We start from the raw sequence: 14,351 nt of genomic DNA on the forward strand, positions 1-14,351 counted from the left end.
CATGACGACGAGCCCCGACGTTGCACGCTGCTTCAGCGCGGACATGCTCGCCGGTCTCGACGAGCCCGTCCGCCGGTACTTCACGCATGCCATCCGGGAGGGCGCGCCCCTGAGCAACGGCGTCAGCATGACGATGCGTGGTCGCATCAAGGTCGGCGTGTGGCTGCCGTTCACCGCCGAGCAGACGGTCGACGGTCGATCCTTCACTTGGCGCGCCCGCGTCGGGCGCGGGCGGCTGACGCCGCTGGAGGTCACCGACCGCTACGCCGACGCGGTCGGTCGCACCGAGGGTCGCTTGCTCGGGCGCGTGACCCTCTTTCGCAGCGCCGACGTCGACACGGCCCGTTCGGCGGCGACGCGGGCGGCGATCGAGAGCGTCGTCTTCGCGCCGCCCAGCGTGCTGCCGCATCGCGGCGTGGCCTGGAGAGCCGAGACCGAGCACACGCTCGTCGCGCGCTTCGACCTCGCCCCCGAGCATCCCGAGGTTCGCCTGCGCATCGACGACCACGGCGCGCTGCGGACGGTCAGCGCCCTTCGCTGGGGCAACGCCGGCGAGAAGACGTTCCAATACCTCCCCTTCGGAGGCGAGGTCGACGCCGAGCGACGGTTCGGCGACCTCGTGCTGCCCAGCCGGGCGAGCGTCGGCTGGTGGTTCGACACCCCGCGCTACGCGCCGTTCTTCAAAGCGCACATCACTGACGTCGCACCGCTCTGACGGGCCGCGTCTCAGCGACGCAGCCGCAGGCGCTTGGGGGCACGAAGGTCGTGGACGCCGCCTTCCGCGCCGGGGCCTCGGCCGGACCTACCGACCGCGCGGCGCTGGTGCGCCTCGACCTCCCGCCGGCGGTCGCCGGCCCCGCCGGTCCCGCCGGCCCGACCGGTCCCGGCGGCGCGACGGGAGCGACCGGCCCGGCCGGCGACACCACCGTGGTGAGCGCGGCCGGCGCCCCCGGTCCCGCCGGCCCGGCCGGGCCTGTCGGACCCGCGGGGAAGACCGCGAAGTTCACCGTCTCCTGCAAGCTGACCGGCAGTGGCGTCCCTGCGCCTGCACGCCAAGGCCGGTCGCTACACGCTGGTCCTGACGCTGCCCACGGGCTCCGGCACGTACCGCAAGGTCAACCAGACGCTGACGCTGCGGTAGACCGAGGGCGGCCGTTGTATCGTTCGCGCCGGAGTCGATCGCACCCGAAGCAACGGGTCAGGGAATCCGGTTCGAAATCCGGAGCTGGCGCGCAGCGGTAGGGACGCGCGACACGGCCACTGCCACTGGACCACGGTCTGGGAAGGCGGCCGTCCGATCGCGTCCAAGCCCGAAGACCTGTCGACTCCGCCCCTCGGGGCACCGAAAACGCGGCCTCGCGACAGGGCTGCACGGCACAAATGGAGTCGTACATCGATGGCACGTACCGCCGTCCTGGGCCTTCCCCGCGTGGGCCCGAATCGCGAACTGAAATTCGCTCTGGAGTCCTTCTGGGCAGGTCGGACCGGGGCGCAGGAGCTCCAGGAGACCGGGCGCGGACTTCGCCGCGCGGGCTGGGAGCGCGCCCGCGCGGCCGGGATCGACGTGATCCCGGCCGGGGACTTCAGCCTCTATGACCACGTGCTGGATACGGCGTGCGCGCTTGGCGTCCTGGACCCCGGCGACTACTTCGCACACGCCCGCGGGACCGCGACGCGGCGGCCGTTGGAGATGACGAAGTGGTTCGACACGAACTACCACTACCTCGTTCCCGAGCTCGTCGGCGATCAGCGCTTCGCGCTCGACGCGTCGCACTGGACGGAGCCGCTGCGTGAGGCCGCGGCGCTCGGCATCCGCACGCGCCCGGTGGTGCTCGGGCCGCTAACGTTCCTCGCGCTCGCGAAGGGCGACAAGCCGCCGCTGGAATCGCTCGTGCCGGTCTACGTGCAGCTGCTCGGCGAGTTGGCGGCCGCGGGAGCGCGCGAGGTGCAGCTCGACGAGCCGTGCCTCGCTCTGGATCGCTCGCCGGTGGAGCTCGACGCGTACGCCGAGGTGTTCGCGGCGCTCGTCCAGGCCCCGGTCGAGCTCTGCCTGGCGACGTACTTCGCGCCCGCCGATCCGCGCGTCTTCGCCCTGCCCGCCGCAGAGCTGCACCTCGACCTCGTGCGGGCGCCGCAGCAGCTCGCCGCCGCCCTCGACCAGGTTCCCGGGCGGCTCTCGCTCGGGGTGGTCGACGGGCGCAACGTCTGGACGACCGACCTCGACCATGCGCTGGACCCGATCGACACGGCGGTCGCGAAGCTCGGCAGCGACCGGGTGACGATCGCGCCGTCGTGCTCGCTGCTGCACGTGCCCTACGACGCCGCGCGCGAGACCGCGATCGACGCCGAGATCCGCCCGTGGCTGGCGTTCTGCGGCGAGAAGCTCGACGAGCTGCGCATTCTCGGCGAAGCGGTCGACGGCGACCGCGACGCGCTGCTCGCCGACAACCGCGCCGTGACGAGCGCGCGGCGCACCTCGCCGCTGACCAACGACCCGTCGGTGCGGACCCGCGCGGGTGCGCTGTCGGCGGGCGACTACGACCGCGTCGCGCCGTACCCCTCGCGCCGCGAGGCGCAGCGCGACCGCGTGTCGCTGCCGGAGCTCCCCACGACGACGATCGGCTCGTTCCCGCAGACGGCGGAGATCCGGGCAGCGCGCCGGGACTTGAAGGCCGGGCAGCTCGGCGCGCCCGAGTACGACCGCTTCATGCAGGCGCGGATCGCCGAGGTCGTCGCCCATCAGGAGCAGCTCGGGATCGACGTGCTCGTCCACGGCGAGCCCGAGCGCAACGACATGGTCGAGTACTTCGGCGAGCAGCTGCACGGGTTCGCGTTCTCGCAGTTCGGCTGGGTGCAGTCCTACGGCAGCCGGTGCGTGAAGCCGCCGATCCTCTACGGCGACGTGTCGCGCCCGGAGCCGATGACCGTGCGCTGGTGGCAGTACGCCCAGTCACTGACGAGCCGGCCGATGAAGGGCATGCTCACCGGGCCGGTGACGATCCTGCAGTGGTCGTTCGTGCGCGACGACCAGCCGCGGCGCGAGACCTGCACCCAGATCGCGTTGGCGATCGCCGACGAGGTCACCGACCTCGAGGCCGCGGGCTGCTTCGCGATCCAGGTCGACGAGGCCGCCTTGCGCGAGGGGCTGCCGCTGCGCCGCGGCGAGCAGGACGACTACGTGCGCTGGGCGGTCGACTGCTTCCGCCTGACGGTCGCGCCGGCGCGAGCCAACACCCAGATCCACACCCACATGTGTTACTCCGAGTTCAACGAGATGATGGAGCACATCGTTCGCTTGGACGCCGACGTGATCTCGATCGAGGCCTCGCGTTCGGGCATGGAGGTGCTCGACGCGTTCACCGGCTCGCTCGAGTACCCGAACGAGATCGGTCCGGGCGTCTACGACATCCACTCGCCGCGCGTGCCATCGGTCGAGGAGCTGGAGCGGCTGCTCGAGCTGGCCGAGGCACGGGTCGGGCGCGACCGGCTCTGGGTCAACCCCGACTGCGGGCTCAAGACGCGCGGGTGGAACGAGGTGCGGCAGGCGCTGACGAACATGGTCGCGGCCGCCCACCGTCGCCGCGCGGCCGTGCGGGCATGAACGCGCTCGACCGGCTTCCGGCCTGGGCGACCACGGGGGTCGGGAGCCTCCCGTTCAACGCCGTCGACCACGCCGTCGCCCACGTGGCGACGGCGTACGACGTGCCGTTCTGCCCGCAGCTCCCACGGCTCGACGGCGACATGATCAGCGAGTGGCTCGGGGGTGACCCGGGCCGCTGCGGCTGGTCGCCGGCGCGCGATCGCGAACGGCCGCGAGCCTGGGACGCGTTCCTGTGCGAGCTCGACCGTTCCCCGCCCGCGCATCGTGTGGTCAAGCTCCAGGTCACCGGTCCCGCGACGCTCGCGTGCGCGCTCGCGCGCGCGAGCGGGACACCGTCGCGGCGCGAGGCGCTCGCGCTGGCACACGAGCTCGCCGTCTGGCTCGCGGCCAACGTCTCCGCGCAGATCCGGACGCTGCGCGATCGCGGCCTCGACACGCTGCTCGTCGTCGACGAGCCGGCGCTGCACGTGTTCGGCACCGAAGACATCGAGCGCGTGTGGGATCCGCTGCGCGCCGTCGCGCCGCACTGGGGCCTCCATCTCTGCGGCCCGGTTCCGTGGGAGACGGTCACCCGGGCCGAGCCGGACGTGCTCTCCTTCGACCTCGCGCTCTCGCCACTGGACCGCAGCGCCGCGAGCGCGCTGCGCGGATTGCTCGCGCGCGGCGGCCGCGTGGCGTGGGGGGTCGTCCAGCCGCACCGACCAGAGCACGGCTTGCACGCGGTCAAACGGTTGCGAGAGGCCCTGGCCGTCGTCGAGGCCGGCGGCGAGCAGTCGCTCCTGACCGCTTCCTGCGGGAGCGGGCGCATGTCACCCGCGCGCGAGGCGGAGATCACCACAGCGCTGTGGGACACGGCCCGCGCCGTTCGAGAACCGGCTGCACGCTGGTTGGGTTGACCGAGCGTGTGCACGTCGCGTCATTGATCCGCGGTACTCATCGCTCGATCGCCTGACGCACCGCGCCCGCCAACGTCATTGAGCACGCCGTGCGCGCGTTGGTCGATGAGCCCGGTGACGAGTTGCTGCGCAGCCCCGAAGACAATCGCCCAGGCGATGATCTGCGCAGAGCTGTCGAGCGCGCTGAGTCCCGGCACGAACCCGCCGCGCATCAGCAGCAGCCCGACGACCGCCGTGATCGCGCCCGCTGGAAGCTTCAGCAGCAGTAGGGCGATCGGGACCCTGTATGGCGTCGACGACCCTCGCATCCCGCGCAGGGCGGCGATGCCGACGACAGCCGCCGCCATCAATCCGGCGAACTCCACGAGCACGTAGTCGGCCCGGCTGACCGTCGCGTCGAATCCGTCGTCGAGATCTCCGCCGGCGGTATTCACCGGAGCCCCGTTGACCTGCGCCCGTGACTGCTCCGTTGGACAGGCGACGAGACTCTTCTCCTGGGGAAAGAAGCACAGCGGAAGCGCCTTCGGCCAGATACCGCCGGCGAGTCCGATCACGGCCGCGAGCACCGCGACACACAGCGTGGCGCGGACGAGCACCACGAAGAATGCCCCGAGTCTCACGACTTCGCGTAGCCGCTGAGACCCGGCGGCGTGAAAGGCGAGCACGAGCGCTTCCTTCTCGTCTTCCTGCAGCGGCCGCCCTTTCACGTCGTGCACGATCTCGTCGACCCGCATCCGTCGCGGGTCGGACTTCGGCAGGTACCGGAACACCTGGGCCTGGATCGACGGCAGCTGTCTGTGGAGCGTCTCGACCGCGGTCATGCGCATCGTCGACGCTTCTGCTGCGTCCACATGGCCGAGCGCGGACTCGATGCAGGCGTTCTCCGCCCACGTCAGACTTCTGCGCCACATCGAGATGGCCGGGTAGTCCGCCACGCGTGTGGCAGCCGCGAGGTGCTCCCTGATCGCCGTCTCCAGGCCGCTAGCTCGTTCGGCGACCTGCTTGCTCGCCGAGAGCCACGTGACGAAATCGCCGATCTCAGCCGCCTTACGGCGTGTCTCCTCACGCCAACCGCTCGTGGGCCGCTTGCCAGTCGGTGATTCGCCGATCGGCTCGGTCGTATCCCCGAGCGATTCCGCGGCCGACCCGTCGCCCATCGCAATGGAGTCGTGAAGTGCCATGACCGCTCTCCTTGCGTCGTGTGCCGAGGCGGTTCCCTCTGAACCTCCCAGGAGCCCGGCCGAGCGTCAAGCGTGGGGAGCGCCATTGCACGCCGTTTCCCGCGTCTGAAGGCGGCGAGCGCTCAAGGATGTCTGATGGCGCAGGGAACTAAATGTCCGAACGAAAACAGTTGTAGATTTCAGTAGATCGAGCGGAGCGCGACGCAAGCGGGGCTCCGTCTGAGCCACTAGGTCCCGTCAGGCGTGGCGCTCTCCGCGGGGGTCGCGGTGGGCGTGGGAATCGCCGCGGACGCCGTCGGCGTCGCTGAGGCCGCGGGCGATTGAGACCCTTCGGCGGGCGGCTCGGCGTCGCCCTTCAGCGCGTTCAACCGGTCCTTGAGATCCGCGAACGCGCCTTGGAGTTGCTCCTTGAGGGCGGCGCCCGCCGCGCCGGCCTGGTCGAGCGCGTCGTTGACGTCCTGGGTGAGCTGGTCGACTTCGGACGAAGCCTGGTCGGCCTGCTGCTGCGCCGCTGCGGTCTGGTCGCGCTGGCTGTCGAGATCGGACTGCAGGCTGAACGCCCAGATGGTCACGCCCAGCACCGCGATCGCCAGCACGGCGCAGACCGCGATCCAGGCCCACGGCCGGTGCCGCGGTTCGGGCGGCTGATCCGGTGCCGCGAGCGGGTCGGGTGGTACGGACGCCCCGCCGCGGAACGTCTCCCTCCCCGTCGGCTGGGCGGGCGTGGTGGGAGCCCCGTTGGTGGACGGACCGGGCGTGGGGTCTGTCGGCGCGGACATGGCGGTGACAATGCGTCCCGGGGCGACCGCGCGCATCATCCGGTCTGGATGAAGCGCTCAACCGCCTCGGCGTCCGCGGCCGGGGCACCGGCCTCGGCGGGCGTGCCCTTCCAGGTGCGCTCGAGCACGACGGCCAGCACGGTGAGCGCGAGGATCGCGACGAACGTCATCGGATCGTTGCGGAGCGTGTCGACCGCGAAGAAGGCCAGCACGACGATGGCGGCGAGCGCGATCACGATGTTCGCCTCGGGATCCGCTCGCGGGCGGTACCCGGCGATGCCGACGAGGCGCCCGTCGCCGAACCCGGCGACGAGGTATTCGATCAGCCCGCCCGACGACGGGAAGCGCACGTCGAGCACCCCGAAGATCCCGGCTCCGACCATCGACCCGATCCCGAGGACCGCGGCGCCGCGGACGCTCATCGCGGCGGGAGCGGCAGGCTCGGTAGGCGGTCTCGCCAGGGTTGCGCGCCTGCAAGATCCTCGCGTGCGCACACGACGGCGACCGAGGACCCGTCGCTCCCGATCACCCGCATCGGGTGATGACTCGATAGCGGCGGCGCGCCAACGTGCCGGGTGAGGTTCGAGGCCAGGAGAGAGGGTCGTCGTGCTCAGTCGCAATTCCGTTGCTCGTTCCGCCCCATCTCGCTGGGTGATCGTCCTGCTGACCGCGCTCGTCGGTGTTGCCGGGCCGGCAACCGGAGTCGCGGTTGCGGATTCGGTCACGACGAACTTCGAGCCCTTCGGCTTCAGTCCTGGCTCCGTCAATGGACAGGATGGCTGGACGAGCGCAAAGCCGGGGGACATCCCCGCGTTGCCGTTTGGCTATGACCAGGCGGTCGTCGTCAATAGCGGCGCTCCGCCTGCGTTCGGCACCCAATCGCTGCGCCATTCGAACGCCTACAACGAGCCGACCGGCGAGTTCTTCTACCAGACGTACTCCAAGCGAACTGCCGCGGCGGCCGGCGAGAGCGAGGCCAACACCGAGTACACCGCCCAGTTCTCGTTCATCTCCAAGACCCCCACAGCCCGCCAGCCTGGGCTCAATATGACCATCAGCCCGGACTCCGGCAGCGGCGGGCGCATGTCCTACGTCGGTTTGAGAGACACCGCGGACGGCATCCAGGCCACGGTCTACGACACCCCCGAGGAGGATGGCGACTTCGTTGCCTACGGCGCCGGGGTGCTCGACCGCAGCGTTCCGCACACGATCAAGTTCTGGATCAAGCTCAAGCCCGGCTCGGACAACGACCTCGTGCGGATCTACATCGACGGTCGGGACCTCGGTCAATGCTTCACGACCTGGGAGAACTTCTATCGCACGGTCCCGGAGCCGGTCCCCGCCATCAACAGCCTGCAGTTCCGCTCCAGCGGCGGCGAGGTCCCAAGCCTTGTCGGTGGCGGCTACCTCTTCGACAACGTGACGACCACGACCTCCAACGGCGCGGGCCCGCCCGGGTGCGACACCCCGGTCGAGAAGGACGCCGACACGGCGACGGCGACGGCCGGCTCCCGCGTGAGTTACAACATCAGCGTCCGCAATCGCGGTCAACTCGCCGCCCGCAACCTCCGCGTGTGCGATCTCGTCCCGCGCCACACGACGTTCGCGCACTCCGACCGGACGCTGACTCGCCGCGGACGCGCGCGCTGCCTCTCGATCGCGCGCCTCGCCCCGAGCAAGAGCACGAGCTTTAACGTTGTGCTGACCGTCAACGCTGACGCCGATCCGGGCAGACTGACGAACATCGTCGACATCATCACGCCCGGCGTCGAAGCGCCGGGCGAGCCGGCAACGCCGGCGACGGACCTGATCGACTTGCCCGCTGCGCCCGGCGCCCCACCCGCGGAGCGGGGCGCCATCCTGCCGGTGGTCGCCCGAGCGAAAGCCGTGGTGCGGATTCTGCGGAGGCAGGCCGTTCCGCGGCGCGCTGAGCCGTGCAGGGCCGCGAGGACGAGCCGGTCGCGCGAGACGCGGCGATGCTGACGCTCACGGCCACGTTGGCTGCCTGACGGGCGCCTCGCTCGCCGCCTTGGCCGCGGCGTGTCATCTGGATTGCGATCTTCGCGCGCATGAGGGGGGTCAACCTGAACGCAGCGGAGGCCCCGGCGACGTCGCCCGGGCTCGTTCTCGTCGCCACCAACGTCCACGTTCCCGACGTGCGGCCGGGGTTCGTCGCGCGCGATGCGCTCGTCGCGCGGCTCGCCCGCATCGAGCGCTCGCTCGGCGCCCAAGGCGAGACGCCGCAAGCCGCCGATGGCGACGGCGAGCTGAGCGACCGGGAGATCGCCGTGCTGCGGCTGCTGGCCACCGACCTCTCGCAGCACGAGATCGGCGCCGAGCTCTACGTCTCCTTCAACACCGTCAAGAGCCACACGCGCATGGTGTTCCGCAAGCTCGGCGTCAAGAGCCGCGAGGACGCGGTCGCGCGCGGGCGCGAGCTCGGCCTGCTGTAGAGAACCACCCTGCTGAAGGTGACCGGCAGCTCCGGCCTGTCGACTTCCCGCGACTTCAGCGTGATCGTCTCCGCGTAGTCGAAATCGGGCGATTGATCCCGTACCAGCAGATGTCGAAGAACCGGCGCCGTGTTTGCTCCCGGCGCCGGTTGACCGTGGGTCTCACCCACTTGTAGCGTTCGTCACATAATGGTCACGAAGCGCAAGATGGGCATGCGTGCTCCGCTTGTCCTGCTCGCCGTTCTCGCCCTGGGCGTCGTCGCGACGACCCATTCGGTGGACTCCGTCCAGCCGCCCGCCCCGATCAACCAGCTCGCCAAGGTCACCACTCAGGCGGTGCACGACCGCTCGGCGTCGCTGCGTGGCCTCGCGCCACAGCCGGCCGAGGCGCCGGTGAGCGAAGAGGTGCTCGAACACGCCGCCGGCCTGAGCCAGGGCACCGAGATCGAAGCGCGCGACGTGGCCCAGCAGCAGCCCGGATTGCCGGATGCCGGCGACGCCGAACAGACCTCGTTCGGCCCCCGTCCCGCCATCGCCACCGTGACCAGCTTCGACAACGGCCTCAACGGCGGTTCGACGTCAGACAACAACATCGCCGCGGGCCCCGACTCGATCGTCGTGATGCGCAACTCGCAGTTCAAGGTGATGAGCAAGACGGGCCAGACGCTCTTCGGACCGGTCAACAACAACAGCATCTTCGCGGGCACGAACGAGGTGCAGCAGATCGCCCTCTCCGGCTACACCGCGGACGGCGCCGCGTACCGCTTGAACTACGACGGCGCCGAATCGGTGCCGATCACGCGTGGGCAGAACAACACCGCCGCCGGCATCCAGGCGGCGCTGCAGGGCGGCAACGAGCAGCAGCAGGTCGCACTGACGAACTTCACCGGAACCAGCTCGTACAACCTCAAGTACGGCGATGCCGTGTCCGCGCCGTTCGTGCGCGGGACCAATCACACGGCCGCGGCGATCCTCACCGCGCTCAACGGCACGAGCGAGGTCCAGACCGTCGCTCCGAGCGGCAATCAGTACACGCTCAGCTACGCGGGCCACGCGACGATCCCGATCGTTCGCGGCCAAAACGACACGCCGGCCGGAATCCAGAATGCACTGCAGGGCGGCAACGAGGTCCAGACGATCACGTTCTCGAACTTCAATGCCGCCAACCCGGGCAACACGTTCCGGATCAAGATCGGCGGGAAGCTGACCGGTCCGCTGGGGTTTGCCTCTGCGCTCGGAGACGCGACGCCGGTCACGAACCAGAACGTCAGCGACGAGATCAACGCGATCTTCGGCTTCGCCGGGACCGTGACGGTGACGGGCGCGAGCAACACGACAGGTCCGACGATCACGTTCGGCGGCGCGAGCGCCGGCAAGGACGTGCCGCCGGTCGAGATCGTGTTCGGGGACTGCGCCGCGGCCGCGGCCGCCTGCGCCGCGACGAACCGCGAGGTCGCGAAAGCCTCGGCGCCGGTCGCGGACTGGCCCGCAACCCTGAACGTGACGGCCGGCACGGTCACGGACGCCGGCTTCACGCTGACGTTCACCGGTGGGCTCGACGTCAGCCCGCTCGGCGTGTCCAACGGCAGCGTCGACGAGACCGTCAAGGGCGCGCCGGGCCTCCTGCCCGCGGGTACCGTCGCGACCGTCGGCGCCGTCGCCGACACCGGCTACACGCTCACCTTCGCCGGCGCGAGCGCGCGCAAGGACCTCCTACCGCTCGCGGTGGTCAACGGCTCAGGCACTGTCCGCGAGACCGTCAAGGGAACGCCCGGCGTGTCGAACTGGCTCGCGGATACGACCGTGGCGATCGGCACGGTCGCCGACACCGGCTACACCGTGACCTTCAACGCGCTCACGCCCCTGGGCAGCGCGCGCGAGACGGGGCTGGGCGATGTGCCGCAGCTGAGCGTCACCGGCGACATCGCCGGGACCGTCACGACGACCACGCAGGGCAAGCCGGGGATCGGCCAAGGGGCGTGCACCAACAGCGGTGACGGCCACATCCGCTACGACCAGCTCGCGCAGCGCTGGCTGTTCACGACGCCGTCGTTCACCCGCGTCGGCGGGCTCTATGCCATGTGCCACGCGGTCAGCGTCGGTACCGATCCGACCGGCCCGTTCTACCGCTACGTCTTCCGCCGCTCGCTGTTTCCCGACTACCCGCGCGTGGCCGTCTGGCCGGACGCGTACTACAACGCGACGAGCACGGGCGACACCGTGATCGAGAAGCACGCCTGCGCCGTCGACCGCGTCCGCATGCTGCAGGGCCTGGACGCCACGGAGCAGTGCATCATCGTCCCTGCGGTCAGCTTCATGGAGCCGGCGGACCTCGACGGCCAGGGCCTCCCGCCGGCCGGGGCGCCCGAGCACTTCTTCGCCGCCGGCGGCTATCAGCTGCGCGGCATCTTCGAGGACGACGGCATCTATAGCTACAAGTTCCACGTCGACTTCGCCGACCCGTCGAAGTCCACGTTCACCGGCCCCGCGAAGATCACGGTGTCGCCGTACCACTTCCTCTGCGACGGACAGCTGACGCAGTGCGTGCCGCAGCCGGGAAGCACGACGCGGCTGGACTCTCAGGGCGACAAGCTCATGCACCGGGCCGTCTACCGCAACCGTGGCGGCACGGAGTCGATCGTGATGCTGCACTCGATCCGGACGCAGGCCGGAGCGGGTGGGGAGCGCTGGTACGAATTGCGCCTCGACGGGGCACGCGATCCGTACCTGTACCAGCACAGCACGTACGCGCCGGACAATCACTACCGGTGGCTCGGCAGCCCGGCGATCGACCGCAAGGGCGACATCGCGCTCGCATTCTCCTACGGCGGCGGCCCGTACCTCCTGCCGATCGCGACGACGCTCGCCGCGGCCTCGGCCGTCGGCGACACGACGATCAAGGTGGCCGGCGTCAGCGGGGCGAACATCAACTTCGCGCCCGGCCGCAAGATCAACATCGGCACCGGCGCGGCCCTGGAGACGGCGACCGTCGAGAGCGTCGGCACCGCCGGCGCGGGTGGGACGGGCGTGACGCTGACCGGACCTCTCGCGCTCGTTCACACGAGCACGTCGACGGTCTCGAACGCCGCGTTCATGTGCGTGGCGCCCGAGTGTGTGCCGGTCGGCCAGCGCTACACCGCGCGCCAACCCGATGACCCGCTGAACACGATGAGCTATCGCGACGGAGTGATCATCGACGGCATCAGCGCGGCCGGCGGTTCGCGTTGGGAGGACTGGTCGAACATCGCACAGGACCCGACCGACGACTGCACGTTCTGGTATTTCGGCGGCTACGGCGATGCCTCGCGCACGGGCGGCCCGTTCTTCGGGCGCACCGGCGCCTGGCGCGTGCCGACCTGCCGGCTCGACGCGTCCGGAGCGCCCGCCGCGAACATCACCGGCCGCTTCGACGGACCCGTGGCGAGCTTCACGAACTCCGACCTGACCGCGGCGGCCGACAGCTTCACCGCGGACCTCGACTGGGGCGACGGCACCCACTCGGCCGGAGTGGTGACCGGCGGGAACGGCGCGTTCGCGATCGCCGGCACGCACACCTACGCCGAGAAGGGCCGCTTCACCGTCAAGACCTCGATCACCGGCACCGACGGCAGCGTCGCGGACGCTCGGACCGAGGTCGCGAACCTGTCCACCACCGCGTCCGGCGGTGTGAGCGGCACGGTGCCTGCGACGCTCGGGCTCTCGCTCGGCGCGCCGGCGAGCTTCGGCGCGTTCACACCGGGGGTCGCGAAGGACTACGTCGCCAACATGACCGCGAACGTGGTCAGTACCGCGGGTGACGCGGCGCTCAGTGTCGCCGACCCGAGCGCCGTGGCTACCGGGCGTCTGGTCAACGGAACGTTCTCGCTGCCGTCGGCGCTGCAGGCGAAGGCGTCGAGCCCGTCGGGCTCCGGCGGGGCGTTCGCGGATGTGACCGCGGCGACCCTGCTGGTCTACGCCCGGCCGGCGAGCAACGACCCGGTCGCGCTGACGTTCCAGCAGCACATCGGCGCGAGTGACCCGTTGCGCACCGGCGCCTACACGAAGACGCTGACCTTCACGCTCTCCACGACGACGCCCTGATCGTCCCGCTGCGCGCCGGCCCGGTTGGGCCGGCGCGCGCGAGCTATCACCGGATCAGTTGCAGGTCTTCGTCGGCGTGATCTGGCCGGGAGCGGCGCAGAACGGCTCCGTCGTGGGGATCTTGCCCTTGCGCAGCCTGAAGCGCGCGACCTTCGTGTTGAAGTTGGGCGCGCTGACCCAGACCTCGACGGTCTGTCCGGCCTTGAAGCTGCGTTGCTTCTGCGTCAGGGAGGTGAGCACGTTCGAGGCGCCGCGCGACACCTTGCCGGCCTTCAGGCTCTTGGTGCGGAATGCGCACCTGGGACTGCCGGCGCACTTGATCTGCACCTTCCAACCCGCCGGGAACTGCTGCGTGACCTGGAGCACGGTGAGCTTGAGCGTGTTCCCGTTCGAGCTCCACTTCGTCACCACGCCCGACGTGAGCGTCGGGAACGGCTCGGCGGTGCCGTCGCAGTTCTCGTCGATCCGGTTGCCCTTGATCTCCGTCGCGCCGGGGCGAATCGCGGAGTTGGCGTCGTTGCAGTCCTGCCCCGCGAAGAACCCGTCACCGTCACCGTCGATCCCTGACGGAGGCGGCGAACTGCTGGCCTGAACCGTCGCCGCGGCAGTGGCCGTGGGGGTGGGCGTCGGTGTCGGTGTCGGTGACGGTGTCGCCGTCGCCGTGGGCGTCGGCGTCGGCGTCGGCGTCGGCGTCGGCGTCGCGACGACGTCCGTGCAGCCATCTTCGTTGGCGTCCGCGCCGTTCACGGGCACCGTCGGGCACAGGTCCTGTGTGTCGGGCACGGTGTCGCCATCGGTGTCCACCAGCGCCGGCGGCCGCACCGGGCAGCCGTTCGCCCCGCCGGCGGCGGGTGCCGTCGGGCAGTTGTCGGCGTTGTCGACGACGCCGTCGCCGTCGAAGTCCGACAGCGCCGCGCCGGCCGTTGAGGAGACGAGGAGCGCTACCGCATCGCCCTTGGCCGATTGCGTGCCGAGCGGGACGGTGCCGATGCTGCCTCCGGCGCCCCCGTTGCCGACCTGCGTGGTGGTCGTGGTCCCCGGTGAGTAGGACGAGCCCGCACCGCTGCGGAACACGGCGGCGCTCGGACCGCCCGTGCCGCCCGAGCCGGCGCCGCCGACGCCGCCCGTTCCACCGTTGCCGCCGGTGCCGCCCTCGCCTCCGGAGGAATAGACGCCCGGCGTGCCGCAGTTGTCCACCCCGGTACCGCCGGAACGGCCGAGACCGCCGGTGCCGCCCGCGCCGCCCGGGCCGCCGTTGCCGCCGGCGCCACCGGCGCCGCTGCGCAGCGACGAGTCACGCGAGACGAACGAGGCGTTGTAGATATACACGCCGAAGGAGCCGCCGCCGGCCGCGCCGCCGC

Annotated in this window: 10 protein-coding genes and 1 riboswitch; of the genes, 6 read left to right on the top strand and 4 right to left on the bottom strand. The window is 70.7% G+C overall.

Annotated features, from left to right (window positions below; all coding sequences use genetic code 11):
• Window position 1 precedes the first annotated feature (1 nt).
• From OM076_RS23435 to OM076_RS23445, 3 genes are all read left to right on the top strand, one after another.
• Window positions 2-715 carry a DUF6544 family protein gene (locus tag OM076_RS23435; protein ID WP_270042509.1) on the top strand — a complete coding sequence of 238 codons (714 nt, stop codon included), beginning with the start codon at window positions 2-4 and terminating at the stop codon, window positions 713-715.
• A gap of 444 nt (window positions 716-1,159) precedes the next feature.
• Window positions 1,160-1,340: riboswitch (cobalamin riboswitch) on the top strand.
• 56 nt (window positions 1,341-1,396) lie between these two features.
• Complete coding sequence (gene metE / locus OM076_RS23440) at window positions 1,397-3,601, top strand: 5-methyltetrahydropteroyltriglutamate--homocysteine S-methyltransferase (RefSeq protein ID WP_270042510.1); 2,205 nt, start codon at window positions 1,397-1,399, stop codon at window positions 3,599-3,601.
• Window positions 3,598-4,497, top strand: coding sequence for a uroporphyrinogen decarboxylase/cobalamine-independent methonine synthase family protein (locus tag OM076_RS23445; protein ID WP_270042511.1), 900 nt, complete (start codon window positions 3,598-3,600; stop codon window positions 4,495-4,497). The genes metE and OM076_RS23445 overlap by 4 nt, the downstream gene beginning before the upstream one ends.
• A 20-nt stretch (window positions 4,498-4,517) precedes the next feature.
• Here the strand turns inward: OM076_RS23445 and OM076_RS23450 are convergent, their stop codons facing one another.
• From OM076_RS23450 to OM076_RS23460, 3 genes are all read right to left on the bottom strand, one after another.
• Window positions 4,518-5,432 (bottom strand): hypothetical protein, encoded by a 915-nt coding sequence (locus tag OM076_RS23450; RefSeq protein ID WP_270042512.1) that lies wholly within the window; start codon window positions 5,430-5,432, stop codon window positions 4,518-4,520.
• A 473-nt stretch (window positions 5,433-5,905) separates the two neighbouring features.
• Window positions 5,906-6,457, bottom strand: a complete 552-nt coding sequence (locus OM076_RS23455) for a hypothetical protein (protein WP_270042513.1) — start codon at window positions 6,455-6,457, stop codon at window positions 5,906-5,908.
• Window positions 6,458-6,492: 35 nt separating this feature from the next.
• Complete coding sequence (locus tag OM076_RS23460; RefSeq protein ID WP_270042514.1) at window positions 6,493-6,879, bottom strand: hypothetical protein; 387 nt, start codon at window positions 6,877-6,879, stop codon at window positions 6,493-6,495.
• Between the two features lie 229 nt (window positions 6,880-7,108).
• On the opposite strand from OM076_RS23460, the gene OM076_RS23465 reads away from it, so the two are divergent.
• From OM076_RS23465 to OM076_RS23475, 3 genes are all read left to right on the top strand, one after another.
• Window positions 7,109-8,440, top strand: a complete 1,332-nt coding sequence (locus OM076_RS23465) for a hypothetical protein (RefSeq protein WP_270042515.1) — start codon at window positions 7,109-7,111, stop codon at window positions 8,438-8,440.
• An 86-nt stretch (window positions 8,441-8,526) separates the two neighbouring features.
• The gene (locus OM076_RS23470; RefSeq protein ID WP_270042516.1) at window positions 8,527-8,910 is read left to right on the top strand and encodes a helix-turn-helix transcriptional regulator; all 384 of its coding nucleotides are present in this window, start codon (window positions 8,527-8,529) and stop codon (window positions 8,908-8,910) included.
• Between the two features lie 189 nt (window positions 8,911-9,099).
• Window positions 9,100-12,990: an autotransporter outer membrane beta-barrel domain-containing protein gene (locus OM076_RS23475; RefSeq protein ID WP_270042517.1), complete on the top strand. Its 3,891-nt coding sequence runs from the start codon at window positions 9,100-9,102 to the stop codon at window positions 12,988-12,990.
• 54 nt (window positions 12,991-13,044) lie between these two features.
• Here OM076_RS23475 and OM076_RS23480 read toward each other — a convergent pair.
• On the bottom strand, window positions 13,045-14,351 hold a 1,307-nt coding region (locus OM076_RS23480), incomplete at its 5' end, for a putative metal-binding motif-containing protein (RefSeq protein ID WP_270042518.1).

The sequence above is a fragment of the Solirubrobacter ginsenosidimutans genome, assembly GCF_027587205.1.

Excerpts from the sequence above, each read along its gene's own strand:
- OM076_RS23460 (WP_270042514.1), bottom strand. The coding sequence starts at position 6,879 with ATGAGCGTCCGCGGCGCCGCGGTCCTCGGGATCGGGTCGATGGTCGGA.
- OM076_RS23445 (WP_270042511.1), top strand. The coding sequence starts at position 3,598 with ATGAACGCGCTCGACCGGCTTCCGGCCTGGGCGACCACGGGGGTCGGG.
- OM076_RS23455 (WP_270042513.1), bottom strand. The coding sequence starts at position 6,457 with ATGTCCGCGCCGACAGACCCCACGCCCGGTCCGTCCACCAACGGGGCT.
- OM076_RS23475 (WP_270042517.1), top strand. The coding sequence starts at position 9,100 with ATGGTCACGAAGCGCAAGATGGGCATGCGTGCTCCGCTTGTCCTGCTC.
- OM076_RS23470 (WP_270042516.1), top strand. The coding sequence starts at position 8,527 with ATGAGGGGGGTCAACCTGAACGCAGCGGAGGCCCCGGCGACGTCGCCC.
- OM076_RS23435 (WP_270042509.1), top strand. The coding sequence starts at position 2 with ATGACGACGAGCCCCGACGTTGCACGCTGCTTCAGCGCGGACATGCTC.
- metE (WP_270042510.1), top strand. The coding sequence starts at position 1,397 with ATGGCACGTACCGCCGTCCTGGGCCTTCCCCGCGTGGGCCCGAATCGC.